The sequence below is a fragment of the Bradyrhizobium sp. USDA 3650 genome (assembly GCF_054057395.1).
Genome location: NZ_JBSRZG010000001.1, coordinates 5,690,005 through 5,713,881 on the forward strand (window position 1 = coordinate 5,690,005; position 23,877 = coordinate 5,713,881).

The 23,877-nt window shown below is 63.4% G+C and carries 19 protein-coding genes; 11 read left to right on the forward strand and 8 right to left on the reverse strand.

The window, feature by feature from the left end:
• The first annotated feature begins 262 nt into the window (after positions 1–262).
• The 3 genes from ACVIN2_RS26750 (at position 263) to ACVIN2_RS26760 (ending at position 6,074) form a co-directional block, all read left to right on the forward strand.
• On the forward strand, positions 263–1,945 hold the full coding sequence (locus tag ACVIN2_RS26750; RefSeq protein ID WP_456767850.1) for a methyl-accepting chemotaxis protein: 1,683 nt from the start codon (positions 263–265) through the stop codon (positions 1,943–1,945).
• A 12-nt stretch (positions 1,946–1,957) separates the two neighbouring features.
• Entirely contained in the window at positions 1,958–2,641 is a 684-nt protein-coding gene (locus ACVIN2_RS26755; RefSeq protein WP_456767851.1) for an aspartate/glutamate racemase family protein, read from the forward strand.
• 127 nt (positions 2,642–2,768) lie between these two features.
• The gene (locus ACVIN2_RS26760) at positions 2,769–6,074 is read left to right on the forward strand and encodes a carboxyl transferase domain-containing protein (protein ID WP_456767852.1); all 3,306 of its coding nucleotides are present in this window, start codon (positions 2,769–2,771) and stop codon (positions 6,072–6,074) included.
• A 131-nt stretch (positions 6,075–6,205) separates the two neighbouring features.
• Here the strand turns inward: ACVIN2_RS26760 and ACVIN2_RS26765 are convergent, their stop codons facing one another.
• From ACVIN2_RS26765 to ACVIN2_RS26775, 3 genes are read right to left on the reverse strand one after another with little or no spacing between them, the layout of a single operon-like run.
• The gene (locus ACVIN2_RS26765) at positions 6,206–6,832 is read right to left on the reverse strand and encodes a hypothetical protein (protein ID WP_456767853.1); all 627 of its coding nucleotides are present in this window, start codon (positions 6,830–6,832) and stop codon (positions 6,206–6,208) included.
• Positions 6,825–7,604, reverse strand: a complete 780-nt coding sequence (locus ACVIN2_RS26770; protein ID WP_456767854.1) for a hypothetical protein — start codon at positions 7,602–7,604, stop codon at positions 6,825–6,827. Before ACVIN2_RS26770 ends, ACVIN2_RS26765 begins: the two co-directional genes overlap by 8 nt.
• Before the next feature lies 1 nt (position 7,605).
• Positions 7,606–9,492: a hypothetical protein gene (locus ACVIN2_RS26775; RefSeq protein WP_456767855.1), complete on the reverse strand. Its 1,887-nt coding sequence runs from the start codon at positions 9,490–9,492 to the stop codon at positions 7,606–7,608.
• A gap of 137 nt (positions 9,493–9,629) precedes the next feature.
• On the opposite strand from ACVIN2_RS26775, the gene ACVIN2_RS26780 reads away from it, so the two are divergent.
• The gene (locus ACVIN2_RS26780) at positions 9,630–11,510 is read left to right on the forward strand and encodes a sigma-54-dependent Fis family transcriptional regulator (protein WP_456767856.1); all 1,881 of its coding nucleotides are present in this window, start codon (positions 9,630–9,632) and stop codon (positions 11,508–11,510) included.
• A gap of 205 nt (positions 11,511–11,715) precedes the next feature.
• On the opposite strand, the gene ACVIN2_RS26785 is transcribed toward ACVIN2_RS26780, so the two are convergent.
• Entirely contained in the window at positions 11,716–12,285 is a 570-nt protein-coding gene (locus tag ACVIN2_RS26785; RefSeq protein WP_456767857.1) for a flavin reductase family protein, read from the reverse strand.
• A 57-nt stretch (positions 12,286–12,342) separates the two neighbouring features.
• The gene (locus ACVIN2_RS26790; protein WP_007596571.1) at positions 12,343–13,440 is read right to left on the reverse strand and encodes an LLM class flavin-dependent oxidoreductase; all 1,098 of its coding nucleotides are present in this window, start codon (positions 13,438–13,440) and stop codon (positions 12,343–12,345) included.
• Positions 13,441–13,679: 239 nt separating this feature from the next.
• On the opposite strand from ACVIN2_RS26790, the gene ACVIN2_RS26795 reads away from it, so the two are divergent.
• From ACVIN2_RS26795 to ACVIN2_RS26820, 6 genes are all read left to right on the forward strand, one after another.
• Positions 13,680–14,594, forward strand: coding sequence for a 2-dehydro-3-deoxygalactonokinase (locus tag ACVIN2_RS26795; protein WP_456767858.1), 915 nt, complete (start codon positions 13,680–13,682; stop codon positions 14,592–14,594).
• A gap of 13 nt (positions 14,595–14,607) precedes the next feature.
• Positions 14,608–15,240 (forward strand): 2-dehydro-3-deoxy-6-phosphogalactonate aldolase, encoded by a 633-nt coding sequence (locus ACVIN2_RS26800; RefSeq protein WP_456767859.1) that lies wholly within the window; start codon positions 14,608–14,610, stop codon positions 15,238–15,240.
• 80 nt (positions 15,241–15,320) lie between these two features.
• Entirely contained in the window at positions 15,321–17,057 is a 1,737-nt protein-coding gene (gene poxB, locus ACVIN2_RS26805; protein WP_456767860.1) for a ubiquinone-dependent pyruvate dehydrogenase, read from the forward strand.
• Positions 17,058–17,249: 192 nt separating this feature from the next.
• The gene (locus tag ACVIN2_RS26810; RefSeq protein WP_456767861.1) at positions 17,250–18,479 is read left to right on the forward strand and encodes a tyrosinase family protein; all 1,230 of its coding nucleotides are present in this window, start codon (positions 17,250–17,252) and stop codon (positions 18,477–18,479) included.
• Positions 18,480–18,503: 24 nt separating this feature from the next.
• A complete protein-coding gene (locus ACVIN2_RS26815) occupies positions 18,504–19,334 on the forward strand; it encodes a hypothetical protein (protein ID WP_456767862.1) in 831 nt (276 codons plus the stop codon).
• 1 nt (position 19,335) lies between these two features.
• Positions 19,336–20,496 (forward strand): SCO family protein, encoded by a 1,161-nt coding sequence (locus ACVIN2_RS26820; protein ID WP_456767863.1) that lies wholly within the window; start codon positions 19,336–19,338, stop codon positions 20,494–20,496.
• On the opposite strand, the gene ACVIN2_RS26825 is transcribed toward ACVIN2_RS26820, so the two are convergent.
• Together ACVIN2_RS26825 and ACVIN2_RS26830 are read right to left on the reverse strand one after the other, a co-directional pair.
• The gene (locus ACVIN2_RS26825) at positions 20,493–20,858 is read right to left on the reverse strand and encodes a hypothetical protein (protein WP_456767864.1); all 366 of its coding nucleotides are present in this window, start codon (positions 20,856–20,858) and stop codon (positions 20,493–20,495) included. The genes ACVIN2_RS26820 and ACVIN2_RS26825 overlap by 4 nt on opposite strands.
• 67 nt (positions 20,859–20,925) lie before the next feature.
• Entirely contained in the window at positions 20,926–21,834 is a 909-nt protein-coding gene (locus ACVIN2_RS26830) for a PaaI family thioesterase (RefSeq protein WP_456767865.1), read from the reverse strand.
• A 150-nt stretch (positions 21,835–21,984) separates the two neighbouring features.
• Between ACVIN2_RS26830 and ACVIN2_RS26835 the strand changes: the two genes are divergently transcribed.
• Positions 21,985–22,305: a hypothetical protein gene (locus ACVIN2_RS26835; RefSeq protein WP_354061762.1), complete on the forward strand. Its 321-nt coding sequence runs from the start codon at positions 21,985–21,987 to the stop codon at positions 22,303–22,305.
• 38 nt (positions 22,306–22,343) lie between these two features.
• Here ACVIN2_RS26835 and ACVIN2_RS26840 read toward each other — a convergent pair whose 3' ends face one another.
• Positions 22,344–23,813, reverse strand: a complete 1,470-nt coding sequence (locus tag ACVIN2_RS26840) for an amidase (protein ID WP_456767866.1) — start codon at positions 23,811–23,813, stop codon at positions 22,344–22,346.
• Positions 23,814–23,877: the final 64 nt, after the last annotated feature.

Genomic DNA, 23,877 nt, shown 5'->3' on the forward strand with positions numbered 1-23,877 from the left:
CGCGCCCCGGCTGGCGCTGATGATCTGCGCCGATCGTTCCGTCAGAGCCCCCTGCAAGTCAACGCTCGGAGGGGCGATGTCGAGGCCTTCTAGTTTTGAAGAGTTCGCATCTCGGATGCAGCGAGCCTGCGGGGCCGTCCGCGGCATGCCGGTAGGATTCTACGGAGTTTGCGGGTTTTTGCGGGAACCCGAATGCTTAAAGCTTTGCTAAGGGACGCGGGATAAACTGGCATATCAGCCCTTCCAAATCTTGCGAGCACCGATGTTTTTCTCCCGCATCAGTTTCAAGCTGGTCCTGATTGTCGGCATCAGCCTCCTTGGCATGATCGCGCTGGCGCCGATCGCGCTTTCGACGCTGCGCGCGCAGATGATTGCGGATCGTGAGGCCAAGACGCAGCACATGGTCGACGTCGGCTACGGCATCCTGGCGCACTACCAGAAGCTCGAGAGCGAAGGAAAACTCCCACGCGAGCAGGCCCAGGCCGCCGCGATCGCGGAGATCAAAAGCCTGCGCTACGACAAGGTCGAATATTTCTGGCTCAACGACATGACCCCCAAGATGGTCATGCATCCGATCAAGCCCGAGCTCGACGGCAAGGATCTCTCCGGGATGAAGGATCCGTCCGGCAACGCGCTGTTCGTCGGCTTCGTTGACGTCGTCAAGAAGCAGGGGGCGGGCTTCTACAGCTATCTCTGGCCGAAGCCCGGCTTCGACCAGCCGGTCGGGAAAATCTCCTATGTGAAGGGCTTTGCGCCCTGGGGCTGGATCATCGGCACCGGTATCTATCTCGACGACGTCGACGCCGTCTTCCGCCAGAACGCGATGACCTTCGCCCTGGTGTGCCTGGTCGTGTTCGTGCTCGTGCTCGGCGCCTCCTTCGTGATCGGCCGCAGCGTGACCCGGCCGCTGGCGAAGATCACCGCGCTCACCGAGCGCCTCGCCGCCGGCGACAGCGCGTTCGACGTGCCCCATACCGACCGTCGCGATGAGATCGGCGGGCTCGCCAAGGCGCTCGCCGTGTTCAAGGACAATGCGTCGGCGGTCGGCCGGATGCACGCCGAACAGCAGGAGACGAAGCAGAAGGCCGACGAGGAGAAGCGCAGGACGATGACCGATCTCGCCGGCAAGTTCGAGGCGAACGTTCAGGCCGTCGTCCGCGACGTCTTCAACGAGGCGCGCGCGATGCAGCAGGCCGCACAGGGCATGTCCGAAACCGCCAACAAGGCGACCGACCGCGCGAGCTTCGTCGCCACCGCCTGCCAGCAGGCTTCGAGCAACGTGCAGACGGTGGCCTCCGCCGCCGCGCAGCTGTCGTCCTCGATCACCGAGATCAGCCAGCGCGTCGCGCAGGCTGCGACCGTGGCCGACAGGGCCGCTGCCGACGGTCAGCGCACCAACGACACGGTGCAGGGGCTGGCCGCGGCCGCGCACAAGATCGGCGAGGTCATCGACCTCATCAACCAGATCGCCTCGCAGACCAATTTGCTCGCGCTCAACGCCACCATCGAGGCGGCGCGCGCCGGCGAGGCCGGCAAGGGGTTTGCGGTGGTGGCAAGCGAAGTGAAGTCGCTGGCGAGCCAGACCGCGAAGGCAACCGACGAGATCGGCGCGCAGATCACCGCGATCCAGGCCGAGACCAACCAGGTCGTCGGCAACATCGAGAGCATCCGCAGCACCATCATGGAGGTCAACGAGATCTCCTCCTCGATCGCCGCAGCGGTCGAGGAGCAGGGCGCCGCGACCGCGGCGATCGCCCACAGCGTAAGGGAGGCCGCCTCCGGCACCGACCAGGTTTCGCAGAACATCTCGGGTGTGACGGACGCGACGGCGGAGACCGGCCAGGCCGCCGGCCTCGTGCTGCAATCGAGCGGTCGGCTGTCGCAGAAGCTGCAATCGCTGGAAGACGAGGTCAGCGCTTTCGTTGCGGGGGTTCGGGCGGCCTAGTATAGCAGGGCGATGGGCCAAACTTCCGATCGGCGCGCGCGCATCCTCCTGATCAATCCGAACAGTTCCGCGGCGACCACCGAGATGATGGTCGCCATCGCGAGGTCGGCCGCCGGCGACGGCATCGACGTCGACGGCGCGACCGCAACGCGCGCGCCGCAAATGATCGTGACGCCGGATGCGCTGGATGCAGCTTCCGCCGAAGTTCTGGAGATCGCGCAGTCGAACCGGCATGCATGCGACGGTATCATCGTCGCGGCGTTCGGCGATCCCGGATTGGCCGGGATCAAGGCCGCGATAGAACTGCCCACGGCCGGCATCGGCGAGTCCTCGATGCTCGCAGCTGCCGAGAACAGCCGCCGCTTCGGCGTGGCGACCACGACGCCGCTGCTGGCAGCGAAGATCGGCGCCTTGCCCGCCGCGCTGGGGCTGCGATCGCGTTACACCGGTGTCCGCTTCGCGGAGGGCGATCCGCAGGAGCTGATGCGCAATCCGGCGCGGCTGCGCACAGCGCTCGCCGGCGCGGTCGAGGCCTGCATCGCGCAGGATGGCGCGGAGGCGGTCGTCATCGGTGGCGGGCCGCTGGGCGAAGCCGCGCGCGAGCTCCAGCCGATGTTCACCGTGCCGATCATCTCGCCGATCCCGTCTGCCGTGGCGCGGATTATTCGCCTCATCACGGCGCGCGCGACCGACTGAAATTCCGGCCCGCGGGACCGGTCATCGCGACCGGCGTTCTTGCCCTTGACGGCCTCGGTTAAAGTGACGAAGCAGAACCATCGGACCTGCCGACCCGCGCTTGGGCACGCGGGCATGGAGACGCTGCATGTCGTTCAAAAAGCTCCTGATCGCCAATCGCGGTGAGATCGCCATCCGCATCGCGCGCGCTGCAGCCGAAACCGGCCTCGCGACGGTCGCGATCCATCCCGCGGACGATGCGCTGTCGCTGCATGTGCGCCTTGCCGATGAGGCCGTTGAAATCCCCGGCCGCGGCGCACGGGCCTATCTCGACATCGAAGCCGTGGTTAAGGCGGCAATGGCGTCCGGCTGCGACGCCGTGCATCCCGGCTATGGTTTCCTCAGCGAGAACGCTGCGTTCGCCACGGCCTGCGCTGATGCAGGCATCGCCTTCGTCGGGCCGAAGGCCGCGGCGCTCGAACTGTTCGGCGACAAGGTTGCGGCACGGCAACTGGCAAAGCGCTGCGGCGTGCCGATCATCGCCGGCACCAGCGGGCCGTCCTCGCTGGAGGACATCACGGCGTTCTTCACCTCGCTCGGCGGCAACGCGGCGATCGTGATCAAGGCGATGGCCGGTGGTGGTGGCCGTGGCATGCGCGTGGTCGAGCGCGCTGCCGATCTGGCGGAGGCCTACGCGCGCTGCCAATCCGAGGCCAAGGCCGCGTTCGGCTTCGACGGCGTCTATGCCGAGCGGTTGATCCCGCAGGCGCGCCATATCGAGGTGCAGATCATCGGCGACCGCCACGGTGCGATCTCTCATCTTTGGGAACGCGAATGCACCATCCAGCGCCGGCACCAGAAGCTGATCGAGGTGGCGCCCAGCCCGTCGCTAAGCGAGCCCTTGCGTGGCCGTATCATCGAGGCGGCGAAGCAACTCGCCGTGGCCGCGTCGTACGACAATCTCGGCACGTTCGAGTTCCTGGTCGACGGCGCCGCCGAAGACAGCTTCGCCTTCATCGAGGCCAACCCGCGGCTCCAGGTCGAGCACACCGTGACGGAAGAGGTGCTGGGCCTCGACCTCGTCCGCGCCCAGCTCGCGGTTGCTGCCGGAGCCTCGCTTGCCTCGCTCGGCCTGGCGCAACGCTCCATCCCGAAGCCGCGCGGCTATGCCATGCAGCTCCGCGTCAACATGGAGACGCTGGACGAGCTAGGGGCGACGCACCCGACCGGCGGCGTGCTTGCCGTGTTCGAGCCGCCGTCAGGCCCCGGTGTCCGCGTCGATAGTTTCGGGTATGCCGGCTACAAGACCAGCGCCGCCTTCGACTCGCTGCTGGCAAAGGTCATCGTGCATACGTCCGGTGAAGCCTGGCACGAGGTCGTTGCCAAGGCTTCGCGCGCTTTGCGCGAGTTTCGGATCGACGGCGTCATCACCAACATCGCATTCCTCCAGGCGGTGCTGGCGCATCCCGACTTCAGGTCCAACCGCATCGCAACAGACTTCATCGATCGCAACATCGGCAAGCTCGTCGAAGCCGCGGATGGCGCCGCAAAACCACTCTATTTTGCCGCGATCGAGCGAAGCGGTGGCCACGACACCGATGCACACGTCGCACAGGTGGTGCCTGAAGGCGCCGTGATGGTCGCAGCGCCCTTGCAGGGAACCATCGTCACCATTCAGGTGAAGGAAGGCGAGGTTGTGCGCCCGGGCCAGCAGCTCGCCGTGATCGAATCCATGAAGATGGAGCATCTGGTCATGGCCGAGCAGGGCGGTCGCGTCATGAAGCTCGTCGCCGGCGACGGTGTCACGCTGATGCATGGCGAGCCGATCATGTATCTGGAGCCGCTCGACGTTGCAGCCGATGCGTCGGCAACGGAAACCGATATTGATCTCGACCACATCCGTCCCGATCTCGCCGAACTGATCGCGCGCCAGGCCAACACGCTCGACGAAAATCGCCCTGCCTCGGTCGAGCGCCGCCGCAACACCGATCAGCGCACCGCGCGCGAGAATGTCGCGCAGCTCGTCGACGACGGCTCGTTCATGGAGTATGGCAGCCTTGCGATCGCGGCGCAGCGGCGGCGGCGCAAGCTCGACGATCTCGTCAAGAACACGCCGGCCGACGGCCTCGTCATGGGCGTCGCGACCGTCAACGCCGAGAAGTTCGGCCCCGAGGGCGGTCGCTGCATCGTCGTGGCCTATGACTACACCGTGCTCGCGGGCACGCAGGGCCACATGAACCACAAGAAGATCGACCGCATGCTGACGCTCGCGGAAGACTGGCGCGTGCCGCTGGTGTTTTATGCCGAAGGCGGTGGCGGCCGGCCCGGCGATACCGACCGGCTCGGCATGACAGGCCTCGACGGCCCGTCCTTCGTGCAGTTCGCACGGCTCTCGGGTCTCGTGCCGGTCATCGGCGTGGTCTCCGGTTACTGCTTCGCCGGCAATGCCGCGATGCTCGGCTGCTGCGATGTCATCATAGCCACCAAAAACGCCTCGATCGGCATGGGCGGCCCCGCCATGATCGAGGGCGGCGGGCTTGGCGTCTATCACCCGGCCGAGGTCGGTCCTGTCACGTTCCAGTCGCCGAACGGCGTCATCGACATCCTCGTCGAGGACGAGGAGGAAGCGACGCGCGTTGCGCAAAAATATCTGTCCTATTTCCAGGGCGCGGTGACGGGCTGGCAGGCCGCCGACCAGCGGCTGCTGCGCCGCGCGATCCCTGAGAACCGGCTGCGCGTTTACGACATCCGCAGCGTGATCGACCTCGTCGCCGACAAGGACTCTGTGCTGGAGCTGCGCCGCGACTACGGTGTCGGCATGATCACCGCGTTGATCCGCGTCGAAGGGAAACCGTTCGGCCTGATCGCCAACAATCCGCGCCATCTCGGCGGCGCGATCGACGCCGATGCCGGCGACAAGGCCGCGCGCTTCCTCCAGCTCTGCGACGCCTTCGATCTGCCGATCGTCTCGCTGTGCGACACGCCCGGCTTCATGGTCGGCCCGGAAGCCGAGAAGACGGCAATCGTGCGCCACGTCTCGCGGATGTTCGTGACAGGCGCGAGCCTGACAGTTCCGCTGTTCGGCATCGTGCTGCGCAAGGGCTATGGGCTCGGGGCGCAGTCGATGATCGGCGGCGGCTTCCATGCCTCGTTCTTCACCGCGGCCTGGCCGACCGGCGAGTTCGGAGGCATGGGCCTGGAAGGCTACGTCCGCCTCGGCTTCCGCAAGGAGATGGAGGCGATCGCCGACCCCGTCGAGCGCGAGACTTATTATCGCAACAAGGTCGCCGAGCTCTATGCCAACGGCAAGGCTGTCTCGATCGCCTCCGTGTTCGAGATCGACAACGTTATCGATCCCGCCGAGACGCGGCGTTGGATCATGGCGGGCCTGCGCTCGGTGCCGAAGCCGCCGGCGCGGACCGCGAAGAAGCGGCCGTGCATCGATACGTGGTGAGGGCGGTCTGAATTGGATACCCTTGGATTGTTCGGGGGGGTCAGCGCCACCGGGCCCCAAATTCCTCCGGTAGGATTTTCATCAAACGGTCTACAGGCATGTCATGAATGTCGTGCGTTAGCGACAGTTGATTAGCTATCAAGGCAAGCCGCCGGGGCGAGCCACTGCCCCTTCGCTCCTGCACCTCGAGTTGGCTGCCCCGTCCGCTGATCTGAGTAGAGACGGCTAGCGGCTCCTACTAAGCTCGGACTTGAGATGACGAACTGTCGCGCCGCTAGTTGATCCAGCAGATAGCTTTGACGGCTCAGCGGGGCCGGGTCGTCTGCTCGCGATACCAAGAGAAAGCGACTCCGTTCGCCATGCGTCTTCACTAGAAACCACGGGGTTCTTACGAGATGACGATAATAGACACGAGACTCGCTTAGCACGTACACATATTCCTTACGCAGAGTTCTCCTTCCATCTTCATCTCGCGGGCTAAGTTGTTCAAAGTAAAATGCAGCCAACCAACTCCATAACCCTCTATCGAACGACACAGCTTGTTGATCTTGTCCATCGAGAGCGAGCTTGAGTGCCACTCCAAATGCGTAGCGATCGGAAAATCGCGAAACAGGAAGCGCAATGTCACCCGGGAGCCGCTCGGAAAAGTGACTTTCCTCTAGGAGCTCTTCCGGCAAAATTCCGGGAGCATCGCTGCGGATCCATCGCAGAAATTCGTTGATGCCCGTTTCAGTAAATCGCGAGAGGACATTACGCATGATGGCCCTCCATAGGAGCGCTGGATGTTCGTAAGAGTTCAGCAAAACGTTTTAGTCGGCTGAATCGGTCAATGGCCTCTTCGATCCACTCTTGAACTGAATCTTCGTCGGTAGCATCATCAGGTTCGAGTGCGACGTCGAGCTGACCAAGAAACTTCCGCCAGTTGTTGCCCCAATCGTGATCTTCATCGTCTTCGCCTTCGGCAGGAAGACGTCTGAGGACCTCCCGAAGGGCGTGAGGCAATATAAGTCCCTGCACGAGAACGTCCGATCGGAGTCGTGCCGCAAGTCCCGGCACTCGACTATTAATTACGAGCCACGGCCCGTTGCGATCGTTTAAGTCTATGCGCCAGAGCTCTTCGCCCAAGTCCGTCTCCCGAAGCGGAAGCAATGGATCTCGCTCGGGAGTATCTGAACTTTGTAACGGCTTCAGACCTTCCGCCGAAGCTAAAATTCGACCCGATTCGTCGGAGGCCACGACAAGCAGTCGAAATTGAATGGCTCCGCCTCTGTCGATTTCAGTCAGCACTAACTTCGTGGGCACCGAGATCGCTCCGACAGTGCCGCACGGGAATCTCATCGACGAGCTACGAAAATACCCTTCTAGCACGACACGAGCTGACGGTTCGAGGCCGAGGTCCCGCAGATTTATTTCGGCTGTAGCCGACGGGAAGCTGAAGGTGTCGAGCGGAGGTGTCAGCTCGATTGTTACACGGTCTTTGGTAATGCGTTTGCGGCCGGTCGAATTCAGCCGACGTTGAACGGAGACCATCTTAGCTTTGTGCCTCCACAATCAGATCGCGATTCAAGTCGAACCCTAATATTTCAATTTTGAAATCCGCCGATCGGGCTTCGATATCTGCTTGATTCGGGTCGGTGGGGTAAAAGTCGGCGTTGGTGCGCTCGACCTTAAGCTTATCCTTGAAGAAGCTGAAATCGTAATCGCTAAAGCGGCGAAAGGGATTTCCATTCAACGTATCGTAAGCACAGCGAAGGCGTATTTTTAGTGGTAAGCTTTCCGGCGCCATTTTGGGGTTTGGCAGTATGGTAAAGCCACCAGCCCTCCGCTCGATACGAAAGGGTTTGGGACGAGCTGGAGGCAGTCCGTCTGTGCGATCCGTTGTGCCCCGTGCCGCGCGGTCTCTCGGCTGTTCCTTTGGGATGGAAAAGAAATCTAGTAAGGCAAGCGGGTCGTCGCGCTCAATGCGATCGGCGACAATAGAATGCAATTCATGAAGAGCGGATCGAGCTCGGCGGAGAATTGCATGTCCACCCACCCAATTATTGCGGAGCTTTTCGGCTCGTTCATTCCATTGTGTGTGGGCCGGGTTTTCGGCGTCACCAAGTAGCTGGCTAATTAGTGGATCGTCCGCAACAAGAGCTGCGTGACAATCGGGCAAGTGTGCCCTTTTCCCTTCGGTTGGCACAGTAATTGATCCCCGAACAACTAAGGTCTGCGACCGCTCACCCGCCTGAGACGGTCGCAGAAATAAGTCAATGTGGGTTTTTTGCGTGCGATTCTTCTCGGCACGTTGGGTGACTGAAAGTGGTGCTCGAACGTGGAGCATATCTCCGGATTTGAACTGGTTTCTCAGTTTTCCGGCAATCTCGTCTCCGAGGAAGTCGCCGGTCAGCGGCTCGTTTTGCCAAGTATCAGGAAGCACGACTGATGCTGGACTGGATCGGAGCGATTGGAGTTGTCTAACGAAACTGAGCAGGGAAGGAGTAAGAGCTTCGCTTCCCATTTCGGCCGAAACTTGGTCGAACGTATCTGCACTAATAACCTTGCCACCCACGTCTACAACTAGGCGTCCCGTCAGTATCGGGAAATAGTAATTCTTCAGAGTTGCTTGCACGAGGTGCTCAGCTTCGATCTCCGGAAGGACGTAGGGAATCACAAGAGATAGGCCAGTTTCGTTCGCTCGTTCCAACTGAGTAAAGCGGGAAAACTGGTCGCAAGTCTGTTGGTCGGTGGTGGGAAGACCTTTCACCGGATTCGAGTGACACCAAAAGCCAACTGAGTCGTTCTCAGCGCTGCCAATCTTATGGTTCTTCAGTATTGCTTGACCCATTAGGCAAGTCGTGGGGTCATCTTCGCGTCGGGTAAGCCCAATAAGAGTCTTAATAGACGACGATGAGGAGAAGACGAGCTTTCCTAACCCCCATCGTCCGCCCGACGAACCTTTCTTGTTTGAGCGCCCGAAGCGACGCCAGAATCCACAGAATTGGCCGTCGTCTTTCCGATCTACTGCACCGAGGAGTCCTGTTGTTGTAAAGTCTTCAATCACCAGGAATCTAGGGGGCCCCTTGGGGACCAGAATCCCACACGCATTCAAATGGGGAGAGAGACCGTTGAGAAGCGATGAAAAGAAACCGCAGCTTTCTTTTGAAGTAGGTTCCAGTAGCGCGAAACGCACGCGAACTGGGCCGGCGTCGGGTATGCCGGCGTCCGTCGAATTCTGTATCGTTTCTCGAACCAGAGCCTCAGCGAGCGCGACCTCGTCGTTGTTGAACTGATCTTGCTGAGTCAGCTCTTTTTCGCTTGGGTCATTAGAAATATCCCTGAAATACCATTCCACCTCGTGACCCCTAAACCTGACATCTGTTTTCTGTTGATTGTGAAGGCTTTTTTTATGCGGTGCAATATCGCGGGTTGCCAATCGGCGCTCTGGCAAGCAGGGCGCGACCGGGAAGTCCCGCCTTCCGCACTGCGGGAGGGAGTTCCCCTCCCTCCCGATTGACATCCCCGCCTGCGGTGCCAGACTTTGCACAATAATACAGGGTGGAGACGTCCGCGATGGCCAGCCTTTCGGCCTCGAACCATGTCGCCCGCGTCTTGTCCGTCGCCAATCAGGTTACAGACCGCTTGGCCGACGTCGATGCCTCTTCGCGTATTGCCAATTCCTGGCGGCGCTGCCTGGTCAGCCACAAGCTCGACCCCGCCCGTCAGGGGCCGCCGCAGACGCTCACCGAAGCCGAGATCCGTCACGTTGCCGAACCCATGGAGGAGACGATCCGGCTCGCAACACCGGAGCTCGACGATCTCGCCCGTGTGCTGCGTGACGCCGGCTATTGCGTCAATCTGGCGGACGTGAACGCAACCATGCTGTTCAGCCGTTTGCCCGGCGAGGCCGACGCAAGACTGTTCATGGACTGGAAGATCTACACTGGCTCGAATTTTTCGGAGGCTTTCGAAGGCACCAACGGGCTCGGCACCGCGCTTGCCGAGCAGAAGCCGATCCTGGTGCATCGCGACGAGCATTTTCGCGCGCAGTGGCACATGTTTTCCTGCGCCGTGACGCCGCTATTCGACCAGGCCGGACGGCTCGCAGGCGCCGTGAACATCACTTCCTGCCGCGAAGACCTCGAACGCACGGCGCATCAGCTCGCGCTCGCGGTGACGATGGAGGCGACGCGGCGCATGGAGGGTGCGATCTTCCGCGGTCATTTCCGCAACGCATGGATCGCGACCGTTCCGGGCGATGGCGGCAGCGGCCTGCTCGCCTATGACGACGATCGCCGTATCGTCGGCGCCTGCCGTTCGGCGCGCGCGCTGCTGGGTCTCACCGACGGTTTGATCGCATCCGGCATCGATCTGTCGCGCTACGTCAAGTTCGACCATCCCGCCGCGCGCGACGCAGACGATCTCGTCGAGCTGCGCCGGGCCGATGGCACTCCGTTGGGGCACGGCCATGTCGCGCCGCCGCTGCGGGCGAGGGTCTCGAGCCGTCCGCTCGCGCCGCGCCGCGATGCACAGGTCGATCGCTTCGATGCTCTGCAGCGGCTCGCCGGCCGCGATCCCGGCCTGATCAGGAGCGTGAAGCGACTTAGAAGCATCGGCGATCGCAATCTGCCGGTGTTGCTGCATGGTGAGACCGGCGTCGGCAAGGATGTGTTCGCCCGTGCCATTCACGCAGCCGGCAATCGCGCGCGCCACAACTATGTCGCGCTGAACTGCGCGGCGATGCCGGAAAGCCTGATCGATGCCGAGCTGTTCGGTTACGAGGCCGGTGCCTTCACCGGCGCACGCCGCGACGGCTCGAAGGGCCTGATCGTGCAGGCCGACGGTGGCACGCTGTTCCTCGACGAGATTGGCGACATGCCGATCGCGCTGCAGACGCGGCTGTTGCGCGTGCTGGAGAACCGCGAAGTGTGGCCGCTCGGCGCGCTGAAGCCCGTGCCGGTCGACATTCGCCTGATCAGCGCCACCCATCGCGATCTCGGCCGCATGGTCGAGGAGGGCGCCTTCCGCACCGACCTCTATTTTCGTCTGCGCGGCATGGAGGTGCGGCTGCCGGCCTTGCGCGAGCGCGCCGACCGCGACGACGTCATCCGCCAGATCGCGCGCGAGGAAGCGCCGAACTGCTCCCTCTCGGACGAGGCCTGGGCGCAACTGGCGGCCTATCCCTATCCCGGCAACATGCGCCAGCTCCGGCATGTGCTGCGGCTCGCCGGCTGCACGGCGGAGAATGGCGTGATTACCGACGCCGACCTAGATCTGCCGCCGTTTGGTGGAAGGGCGGTGGAGGCGGACCTCGCGGCGGCGGAGCGCGCGGCGATCGTGGAGACACTACGCAAGCACGGTGGCCGTGTAACTGAAGCGGCGCGCGCACTGAGACTCAGCCGGGCCACGCTGTATCGTAAGATCAAGCTGTTGAAGATCGAGACGACGCAGTAGTCCTCAACTGCATGCGGCGCACGTTCTTCCCCTCTCCCCTTGCGGGAGAGGGTGGCTCGCCGCGACAGCGGCGAGACGGGTGAGGGGTCTGCGTCCGCATTCACCTCAGCCATTTGTGTATGCGGATAGATACCCCTCATCCGGCGCTTCGCGCCACCTTCTCCCACAAGGGGAGAAGGGAAGAGCGCACCGTCAGTGCGGCTCTCTACGAAAAATCGCTCCAGCTCAGATGCCGCGAGTCGAGATCTCCGACTGTGACGGTGCCGCGGATTTCGTGAGGGACGTGGAAACTGCTGCGCAGATACACCAGCGGCGCGGCGCCGTCGGAATGCGATGCGCCGCGGACCTCGCCGACGAAGATCGAATGCGTCGTCGTCTCGAATTCCTGCGCCAGCACGCAGTCGAACGCGGCGACCGCGTCCGTCAGCACCGGCGCGCCGGTCACCCCGCGCGTCCACTCCCCGAACGCAAAACGGTCGTCGCCATTGACGCCCTTCTGGCCGCTGAAGGTGAGCGCCAGGAGAGCGTGGTCCTCATGCAGGAAGTTGATCGCGAACGCGCCTTCCTCGCGGATACGCGCGTGCGCACTGGCGTTGCGGTTGACGCAGACGATCAGGGATGGCGGTTTGTCCGACAGTGAGCAGGCCGAGGTCACCGTCAGCCCCGTGCGCTTGCCGTGCTCGGCGCCGACAGTCACCAGCGCCACGGCGCCGGCGCACTGGCGCATCGCCTGCTTGAAATCCTTGGCGTCGAAAGCACTGGCGTCCACGCTCACGCGGAAATCTCCGAAATGGATGCGGGTGCGGCACGATCGCGCCGCACCCGCGTCGGGTCAAGCCGCCTTCTGCGCGGAGCCGAGATGCTTCAGGCGCGGCATCACCTCGTTCCTCAGCAGCGACAGCGAGTGATGCCAGGCTTCAGCCTTGTGCTTGTAGTCGAAGCCGAACACCAGCAGCACGCCGAAGCCGCCGACCTCTTCGTAGATCTTCTCGATTTTCTCGGCGACGGTCGCGGGCGAGCCGACGATCCAGTTCCGCTTGGCGCAATATTCGACGGTGACGTCGCTATCGGGCACGTCGGGCGCGTGCTTCAAGTAGTCCTTGAAGCCGAAATGACCGAGCAGCGGCAGGAAGTACTCGCCCATCATCCGGCCCATCATGTCGCCGGTCGAGAGCCTCCACGCCTCCTCGTCGGTATCGGCGACGAACACCTCGCGCACGAGCCGCCAATCCGCGCGGTCCGGCTTGCGTCCGGTCTTGGCGGCACCTGCTACGACCGAATCCCAATGACTGCCGACATAGGCCGGGTTGAGGTTGAGGCTCATCGGAATGAAGCCGCGCTCGCCGGCGAGCTTCAGCGTGTCCGAATTCTTCGACAGCCCGGCGACGCCAATCGGCGGATGCGGCGTCTGCAACGGCTTGATGTGGGGTTTCAGGAAGTCGAACATCGTGTCCGGCTTGGTCACCGTCCAGAATTTGCCCTTGTAGGTCCAGGGCGCGGGATCGCTCCACATCTTCAGAATGATCTCCAGCGCCTCGCGCGTCATGTCGCGGTTCTGTCCGCTCATGCCGTCGACGTTGAACATGGCCCAGTCGCTCGGCAGGCCGCTAGCGGCGACGCCGAAATTGAGCCGCCCCCCGGAGAGATGATCGAGCATCGCGACGCGGTTGGCGAGCTCGGCCGGGTGGTGATAGGGCAGCAGGAAGCCGCCTGGTCCGATGCGGATGTTCTTGGTCTGCATCAGCGCCTGCGCGATCAGCAGGTCCGGCGTGGGATTGGGTTCCCAGGGCGCGGTGTGGTGTTCGCCGACCCAGGCCTCCTGATAGCCGAGCTCGTCGAGCCAGCGCATGACCTGCAGATCCCAGTCGTTCCCTTCCTTCAGGCCGCACTCCGGCGGGTGCGAAGGCATCGTGAAATAGCCGATCTCCATGGGTTTCCTCTCCACAATTGACGCGTCTTGTTGCGCGGTTCACGGATGTGAGCAGGGTTGCTTGAGCAAGCGGTGTGCCACCGCTCCGCAAGCGGTGTGCCACCGCTACAGCGTCTCAGACCTGCGAGAAAACGCTGGTTTGCGGCGGCAATAGCCGATATCTCCGGGGCGAAATTGCCTGATGTCGTCTCATCGTCGCGAGACGGCGTCTTGCCGGTGAGACGAGGACGAGAATCGAGATGACCGAACCCGCCTACGTCGCGGTGGACTGGGGCACCAGCAGCTTCCGGCTCTGGTTGATCGATCGTACCGGCGTGGTGCTGGCCGAACGCCGCAGCGGCGAGGGCATGCTGGCGGCGGCAAAGACCGGCTTCGCGGCCGTGCTGCAATCGCATCTTGCCGCCGTCGAAGCACCAGCTCATCTGCCGGTTCTGGTCTGTGGCATGGCCGGCGCCAAGACGGGCTGGGTCGAAGCCGGATATGTCGATACACCGGCGCCGCTCGCGGCCGTCCTGAAGCAGGCCGCGCGCGTGCCGGGCGAAGCGCGCGACATCCGCATCCTGCCGGGTATCGCGCAGCGCGATGCAAAAGCGCCGGACGTGATGCGCGGCGAGGAGACGCAGCTGCTCGGCGCGCTCGGGCTCGATGCCGCCGGTGAAGCGCTGGTCTGCATGCCCGGTACGCATTCGAAATGGGTGCGCCTGAAGGACGATACTGTCGCGCATTTCTCTACCTTCATGACCGGCGAGCTCTTCAGCGTGGTGTCGCGCGAAACGATTTTGTCGCTTGCGGTCGCGGGCGCCGAAGACGCCGAGGATGTCACGAGCTTCCAGGCTGCGGTGAAGGCAGCGTACGAGGCACCGGCCTTCGCTGCCAATTTTCTGTTCGGTGCGCGGTCGCGTCAGCTCCTGTTCGGGGGCACACCGGCCGCGGCGCGCGAAACGCTGTCGGGCACGTTGATCGGCGTCGAGCTGGCGGCGGGGCTCTCCGGCGCGATGCCGAAAGCTGGAATCACGCTGATTGCCTCGGGGCGGCTCGCGATGTTGTACAGGCTGGCTTTCGACGCGCTGTCGGTCACCGTGAACCCGGTCGATGCCGATGAAGCCGTCCGCCGCGGTCTGTCGATGGCGGCTGCCGCGATCTGGACGAAATGAGAGGACTGTTGAGATGAGCGTTCCCTTTCCGGCGATGAAACGGCCACTGGTCGCGATCCTGCGCGGCATCAAGCCGGAGGAAGCCGAGGCCATCGTCGGCGTGCTGATCGAGGCCGGCATGACCGCGATCGAGATCCCGCTGAACTCGCCTGACCCGTTCCGCTCCATCGCAACAGCGGTGAAACAGGCGCCGGCGGGCGTGCTGATCGGCGCCGGCACGGTGCTGACCACGGCGGATGTCGATCGGCTCAACGATGTCGGCGGCAAGCTGATGGTGTCGCCGAATGTCGATACGCAGGTGCTCACGCGTGCGCACCAATACGCCATGGTGACGTTGCCGGGCGTGTTCTCGCCGACCGAGGCGCTGCTTGCCGCGCGCTCCGGCGCCTCGGGCCTGAAGTTCTTTCCAGCCAGCGTGCTCGGTGCATCCGGCATCGCCGCGATTCGCGCGGTGCTGCCGGCCGGCGTGATGATCGCCGCCGTCGGCGGCGTCTCCGATGAGAACTTTGCGGAGTACATCAAGGGCGGCGTCACCGCGTTCGGGCTGGGCTCCAGCCTCTACAAACCCGGCATGACGGCAACGGATGTTGCCGCTCGCGCAAATTTGACGATCGCGGCCTACGATCGGGCGATTGCGAAAGACTGAGTCGGCAATAAACAAGCCGTGATGCCGTCACGGTTGCGCGTTATCCTATCTTGCCGCAGGAGCGAGATCAGGAGACCGACATGGCGATCAACAACGTGGCCGATCTGTTCGTGGCAACGCTCGAACAGGCTGGCGTCAAGCGTATCTACGGCATCGTCGGCGACAGCCTGAATGCGCTGACCGAAGCGCTGCGGCGGCGCGGCACGATCGAATGGATCCATGTCCGGCACGAGGAGGTTGCGGCCTTCGCCGCGGCCGGCGAAGCGGAGATGACGGGCAGCCTTGCGGTATGCGCGGGCTCGTGTGGTCCGGGCAATCTGCATCTGATCAACGGCCTGTTCGACGCCCATCGCAGCCGCGTTCCCGTGCTGGCGATCGCGGCGCAAATCCCGACCGCCGAGATCGGCAGCGGCTATTTCCAGGAGACGCATCCGCAAAACCTGTTCCGCGAGTGCAGCCATTACTGCGAGCTGGTCTCCGATTCGAGTCAGCTGCCCTATGTACTGGAAAACGCCATCCGCGCGGCGGTCGGCATGCGTGGCGTCGCCGTCGTCGCCATGCCGGGCGACGTCGCCTTCCGCAGCCCACCGAAGCGCGCGCTGTCGACGGCGCGTGGCCTTGCACTGTCGGCGCCGAAAATCGTGCCGCAGGCCGATGAGCTGAAGGCGCTTGCGGACCTCTTGAACGGCGCCGAACGCATCACCCTGTTCTGCGGCCGCGGCTGCGCCGGTGCGCATGCGCCGTTGATGCAACTCGCGGAAGCCTTGAAGAGCCCGATCGTGCATGCGCTCGGCGGCAAGGAGCACGTCGAATACGACAATCCCTACGACGTCGGCATGACCGGCTTCATCGGCTTCTCCTCCGGCTATGCCGCCATGCACGCCTGCGACGCGCTGGTGATGCTCGGCACTGATTTTCCCTACAAGCAGTTCTTCCCGACTGATGCGAAGGTCGCCCAGATCGACATCCGCCCGGAGAATCTCGGTCGTCGCTGCAAGATCGATCTCGGCCTCGTCGGCGACGTCAAGCTCACCATCGAGGCGCTGCTGCCGCTGCTCAAGGCCAAGACGCAGCGCAGGCATCTCGACGATGCGATCGCGCACTACAAGAAAGCACGCGAGGGCCTCGACTCGCTCGCCAAGGGCACGCCCGGAGCCAAGCCGATCCATCCGCAATATCTCGCAAAGGTCATCAGCGATCACGCGAGCGATGATGCGGTGTTCACCGCCGATGTCGGCACGCCGACGGTGTGGGCCGCGCGCTATCTCGACATGAACGGCCGCCGCCGGCTGATCGGCTCGTTCGTGCACGGCTCGATGGCCAATGCCATGCCGCAGGCGATCGGCGCGCAGGCCGCGCAGTCCGGCCGCCAGGTGATCTCGCTCTCCGGCGACGGCGGCTTCACCATGCTGATGGGCGATCTGATCACGCTGACGCAGATGAAGCTGCCGGTGAAGGTCGTCATCTTCAACAACGGCGTGCTCGGCTTCGTCGCACTGGAGATGAAGGCGGCCGGCTTCGTCGACACCAATGTCGATCTGGAGAATCCGGACTTCGCTGCGATGGCGCGTGCGATGGGTATCTTTGCGCGGCGCGTCGAGGATCCCGGCGAGCTCCCGGGCGCGATGAAGGACATCCTGGCCCACGACGGGCCGGCGCTGCTCGATGTGGTCACCGCCAAGCAAGAGCTGTCGATGCCGCCGACCATCACGCCCGAACAGATCAAGGGCTTCAGCCTCTGGGTCTTGCGCGCCGTGATGAACGGCCGCGGCGACGAGGTCGTCGATCTCGCCAAGACCAATTTGCTGCGGCGCTAAGGCGCGCATCGTCGGCGTATCCCGGCTCGTCTCCGGCCACGACGCGAAGCCCTCCGGCCGGTGCCCCCCGCCGGCCGGAGGGCATTCGGTCGCGGCCGATCAACTTGCTATCTGCACGATGTGATTGTATCGTGATTTGTTACTCGCAGAGAATGTTGTTCGGGTCGCCCAATTTTCGGGGAGGGCGCATTTATGAACGTCGAACTGCAGATCAACAACAGTACAGCTCCAGAAGCGCGCTTCGTTGCATGGGTGCCGTCTCCGTGCCGGATTCGCGTGACTGACCCGTCTGGCGCCAACGCGTCAACGGTCAGCGTTAAACTTGCCTCCGTATCGGCGGCAAATGGCGGTGGAGTCGGATTTCGCAGCGGCACGACTGGAGCGTTAGCGAGCAGCCTCACTCTGACCGTCCCGACGAACGGCACAACGGTTCCGTTCTTCGTTGCCGGGAAATTTGGCCAGCCCAGTACCAACTCCGACGACGTCAAGCTCGAGGCACGCGTGGGAAACACGCTCGTCGGATCGTCCCAACTGATGGTGCGCATCCGCAAGAATGCCAACAAGCTCACGAACGGCGAGCGCGATCGGTTCATCGCGGCGTTTGCCAAGCTCAATAACCAGGGCCTCGGCCGCTTCGCGGATTTCAATAACATGCACAAGGCGCCCGGCTATCCGCAGGCGCATGCGGCGCCCGGTTTCCTGCCATGGCATCGCGCCTATCTGCTCGACCTCGAGCGTGAGCTTCAAGCGATCGATCCGGGTGTGGCGCTCCCCTATTGGCGCTTCGACCAGCCCGCTCCGAACGTTTTTACACGCGACTTCCTAGGCGAGTCCGACGCAAATGGCACCGTTAAATTCCGCAATGGTAATCCGCTGGAATTCTGGGCGACGGACGGCACTCCCGGAATCAATCGTACCCCGGACTTTCCCACATCGCAGGCTCCTCCAAATCCGATGAAGGAAGCGCAAACGCTGGCGCTGGGCAATCAGTTTCGCGCCTTCCGGGGCATGGAGGGAAATCCGCACGGCCTTGCGCACACCAGCTTTGGCGGCTCTATCCAGAATCCCACGACCGCGGCGAAGGACCCGTTGTTTTTCCTGCTTCACTGCAACGTCGATCGACTGTGGGCAAAGTGGCAACGCCAGAATGGACGTTTCGATCCGGCGACCGCGGCGTCGTTCGACGAGAGACCAACCAGTCGGCCGGGCCACAGGCTGAATGATACCATGTGGCCGTGGAACGGCATCACCAGCCCCGCGGACCCCACTCGTCCCCCGGACGCGCCGGGCGGGACGTTGGCCACATCACCCTGCGTCGCGGCGCCGGGGCTGCAGCCGCATGTCAAGGACTGCATCGATTACCTCGGCGCCATCAATGCGGCATCCAACATGGGATTCGGCTATGATGACGTGCAGATCTAGCGCGCGCCTGCGCGGGGAGATGAGATGATGGCAACGAAGCGGAAAGTTGCAAAGAAGGCCGCAAAGAAGAAGGTCGCGACGCGAAAGCGAAAAACCTCCGCCCCGGCCCCTGTCCAGGTAGCGGAGAGCACCGACGATGTTCAGCGTCTATTGAAGGTCTTGTGCGACTCCGGCAAGGTCATCGAGGTGCGGATGGCCGCGCTGCAATCGCTCGGCGCGGCGGCCTTCAGTGTCCCCAATTTCGAATCCGTCAATGCGGACTACATTGCGGCCTTACGCGAGGTCTCGACCGATTCTCATGAGCAACTGCGGCGGCGGTCGCTCGGTATTCTCATGCGCAACAAGGATGGATTTGCGCAAGAGAAGCTCCTGGACGGCCTGAGGAACCCTGCCAAGGCGCTGCTCCCGCCCGAGAAGGCGCTTCAGCTCCTCGGCAACGACGCTCATGCCGGTGCGTACTCGATAGCGCGCGCGATCGTGAAAAAGCCGCCGAACCAGGACGCGAAGCGCGAGGCACTGCGTCTGTTAGCGGCCGATGCCAAGTCGGCGCCGCTGTTCGAGAAGATGCTCCGCGACAAAAAGGAGTTACGCGAAAACCGGCAGCTCGCTGCCTCTGCATTGCACTCGTTGAATCCGCAAAAACTGCAACAGCAGGCGCTCAAGATACTGAAGGACAAATCGGACTATTCGGACATCAAAGCCACGAGTTTGACCGCTTTGGAGCAGTTCGGCGATGATGCCGCGCTCGCCAAGGACAAAGTCCTGATGCGGAGTGTGACTCGCTTCAACTCGTCCAAAACGCCGGCAAAGTACAAGCAGTCCGCGCGCCGCTTCCTCAGCAAGTACGATCAGTAGGATGACTATTTCCGGCGACGCAGCGCGCGTGATGTCGGAAGACCGGTTCGCCGATCTGGTCGACACGCTCGCCGCCGATCCGGTCGGTGGTGCGGAGCTCGCGGATCTTCTGCGCGAAGAGCATCCCGTCTACGCCGGGCGAGGGACAGCGACTGTCGTACAGATGCGAGGCTGGATTCTCCTTGCTCTGGCGCGCGCTGGACTCTCAGATCAAGCGCTGATCTTCGTGCTCGAAGAGCTGGATACGGGTATCGATGCTTACCTGGTCGCCGCGGCCGCGCGCGCATTGCGTTCTTATTCGAAGCCGAACGAAGCCTTTGCGCCCTTTGTCGCGCGGGCGCTCAGCCGGATTCGATTCCATGACGAGCCGGTTTCGTTCGAGAGGTATGGCGAGTATGCGACATCGTCCACCGGGACCAGTGCGGTATCGGAATTGCTGGCCGTGCTCGCTTGGCTCGGTTCGAAGGCGCAAGCCGTTCAACACCAGCTCGAGGGCTGGCGGGCGGAGCTCGGTCTGTCACGGAAGTTGCGGCTCGATCTCGATCGGGCGCTGAAGGCCATCCGCGAGCCCGACAGTGCCGTTCCTTCATGCTGCGGTGGCTTACCGGCGGCCGGTAATGTCTCGATCCGGGCGCCGATGGCGAACCTGGAGCCTTGCTCGATCGATTCCATCCTGATGCAGGATCAAGACGGGAAATCGGTGAGTTTCCTAGAGTTCTTCAGTGGCAACCCGGCCATCGTGGTCTTCTTCTATACTCGTTGCGATAATCCGATGAAGTGCTCGCTCAGCGTCACGAAGCTGGGACGCGTCCAGGCGTTGCTCGGCGCGCGGGGACTCGCGGGACGGATCCGTACGGCTGCGATCACGTATGATCCGGCGTTCGATAGGGCCGAACGGTTGCGGGTCTATGGCCAGGACCGTGCCGTGCGTATGGACGAAGATCACCGGTTGCTACGAGCCGTCGAGGGGAACGACGCGCTGCGCTCATATTTCGAGCTTGGTGTCAATTTTGGCGAATCGCTCGTGAACCGTCACCGCATCGAACTCTTCATTCTTGATGCAACAGGACGGATCGCGGTGTCCTTCGAACGTCTTCACTGGGATGAGGAGCAAATCGTGGCTCGCGCGGTCGAGACGTTGACCGGCTACGAACCGCGCTAACCCCGCTTGGCTGACGGCACGGGCAGCCGCTCATGGCGGCGCTGGAAGCGTTGCCAGTGCAGCACGATGCCGATCAGCAGCGCCGGTACGAAGCCGAGCGCGATCAGGAAATGCGGCAGCTGCGCCGGGGAGATGAATGCGATGCCGATGTCGGAGATCAACCAGAGTGCTGCGAACATCACCGCGAAATCGGTGCGCGGGCAGCGCAGATAGTAGAACACGGCGGTGATGACGACGGCGGGTCCGATGGCGATGCCGATCATCACCGTCGTCAGCTCCTTCGGCGTCAGCGCGTCGAGCACCATCGCTGCCAGCAGCCAGAGCGCGGCGAACATGGCGATGATGTCGAACGGATGCCGCAACCCAATACCTCTCGCGGGAACGCACTATCGTTGTGGCCCAGACCTTGGCCGTCAAGGGAAAATGCGCCTATTCCTCGTCGTTTCCGGGCGTCGGCCGCAGCATGAAATGGCCGAAGGCGGTGGCGATCGGCTTGTTCGCATCGTCCTGCCAGGCCCGCGCCTCGAAGGCGACGATGCGCCGGCCCTGCTTCACGATCGAGACGTTGGCGAACGTGTCGAGCGCGCGGCCCGAGCGCAGATAGTTGACGGTCAGGCCGATCGGCTTGGGCAGCGCGGCTGCGCCGAGTTCGCGCGCCACTCCGAAGATCGCGGTGGTCTCGAGGAAGGCGCCGGTCATGCCGCCATGGATCGCAGGCAGGATCGGGTTGCCGATGATCTTTGGCGAGAACGGCATCGTCAGTGTGTCGTCGTCGTTGACGCGAATGCCGAGGCAGCGCGCGAACGGGCTGTTGGCGAACGGGCCTTCCGGATCGTCCGGCGCCTCCAGCGTCGGGATGTGGCGGGAGTCCATCCTGCGGTCCGCGAGCATGTTGGTGCGGTTGGCACCGATCATGAAACAGGCGGTGGCGGTCGCAACCGGATCGTCCTCGGATTCCTGATACGCGGTCGAGCGCACGAAGGCGATCGAGCGCGTGGTGCGGTAGCAGACCGAATGCGCCTTGATGTCGAGGCCCGGCGTCGCCGGCTTCTGGTAGTCGATGCGCAGATCGAGGGTCGCGATCGCGCTCGTGCCGTCGAGCGCAAGTTGCACCGCCATGCCGCAGCTCTCGTCCAGCATCGCGGTGACGACGCCGCCATGCAGCACGCCGGTCTCGGTGTCGCCGACGAAGACGGGACGGTAGGGCAGGCTGGACCAGGCCTCGCGCGGTGCGAAGCGGTCGAGCTGGAGCCCGCTGATATGGCCGTAATCGGAGCGGCGGCCCTTGATCGCCTCGGCGATTTCCTCGAACGAAAGTGTGGTCGGTGAGCTGGACATGAGGACGTTCTAGACCAGTGGCGGGCGCGGCGCAAAACCCCGGATGCGCGTCCCACGGCAGGCGTGCCGGGAGCGGTTTGGCCTCGACAGGGCGGGCCGAAGCAACGATGGTGGGCGCCTCGTTCGTTCGACTAGCCGCAAGGAGTGCCCATGGCCGATCCCGAAACGCCCGCCACCAGCCAGGGGCCCGTCATCATTTCGACCTCGAGCTCGGAGCGGGCGCCGATCATCTATTTCGACGGTGCATCCTGCTTCGGCCACCACAACGGCGCGATCCAGATCGAGCTTGCGGCCAATTTGTTGATGCCGGTCGGCGCCGCCGTCAGGGTCGACGTGGTCCAGACCGCGCATCTGCGCTGCAGCGTGGCCGCGGCGCTGGCGCTGCGCGAAGCGCTCGAAAAGGCGCTGGCAATGTACCAGCAGGGCCAGCAGCAGCCCCGGCCGGAGGAAATTCCGACGGTGAAGAACTGAGGCAGTTAGCGGATCGCAAGTTAATGCGATCAACTCACTCAGCTCACATGAACCCTCGGCTTCCTGCCGTCGTTCCACTTGCCGTCGAGCGCGCGCTCGATCTGGGCGGCGAGTTGCAGCAGTAAGCCGTCATTGGCCTGTTTCGCAATCGCCTGGATGCCCAGCGGCAGACCGTGATCTTGCGTGGCCATCGGCATCGAGATCGCCGGCATGCCGCAGAGATTGGCGAGCGGCGTGAAGGCGAAGAAGCGCCAGAGATTGCCGAACCAGTCGAGCACGTCAGGATTGTCGGAGATGGTGAGATATTCCCTGGTGCCGACCTTCGGCGTCGGCAGCGCGGTGATCGGCGTCAGGATCACGTCCCACTGCTCGAAGAAGGCGCCGAAGGCGCGCGAGGTCGTGTTGAACACGCCTTGCATCTTCGCCCGCTCGGCGAAGCTCGTATGCCGGCCGGCTTCCCAAATCCGGATATTCATCGGCTCAATCAGATCTTCCGGCGGCTTTTCCAATCCGCGCGCGGCGAGCATGTTGGAGATCACCACGGCAAAATTCGAGATGTAACAGGTGGTCTGCGCCTCGAACGCGGCGCGGAAGTCGAGCTCGGGCAGAGCGTAGTCGACGTGGTGGCCGAGGCCTTCAAGGAAGCGGCCGGCCTTCGCCAGCTCGGCCGCGATCTCTGGCGTCGCGGTGTAGTCGCCCCAGCTATGCGACAGCGCGATGCGAAGCTTTGAGGGGTCGCGCTTGATCATCTCGGAATAAGGCTGCGCCGTCGTCCAGAACGGCATGAACTCGCCGGGCGCGGCTCCCCTTGCATGATCGACGAAAGCGGCGGTGTCGCGCACCGAGCGCGACTGGCAGCCCTGGATCGAGACCAGGCCGGTGAGATCGGACATGTGCGGCGCGAGCGAGAACACGCCGCGCGAGACTTTCAGGCCGATATTGCCGTTGACCCCGGCGGGAATGCGGATCGAGCCACCGCCGTCGGTCGCATGCGCGATCGGCACCACGCCGGCCGCGACCATCGCGGCGCTACCGGCCGACGAGCCGCAGGTGGTGTAGTCGGTATCCCAGGGATTGCGCGTGACATAGACGGCCGGATTGTCGGCCGAGCTGCAGACGCCGAATTCCGGCGTCGTGGTGCGTCCGATCAGGTTCAGTCCGGCCTGGCGGAATTTGCCGGTCAGGAACGTGTCGGCACTGGCGCGATTGCCGCGCATCAACAGCGAGCCCATCTCCTGCAGCCGGCCCTTCATGGTCGGGCCGAGGTCCTTCATCAGGAAGGGCAGGCCGGCGAACGGGCCGGCGAGATTGGCGCCGTCCTTGGCCGGATCGGCGATCACGTCATCGAACAGCTCGACCACGCCCGACAGAGCCGGATTGACCTTGGCAACGCCTGCAGCGGCCTGGCGCGCCAGCTCCTTTGCCGTAAGCTCGCCCTTGCGGACGCGCGCGGCCAGCCCCACGCCATCGTGCTGCGCCCATTCGTTCCAGCTCATCGGAAAAGTCATGCGGTCCAAACCCCTTCGTGCGGCGCCATCTTAGTTTCGCACGGAAACACTTTAATCAACTGAG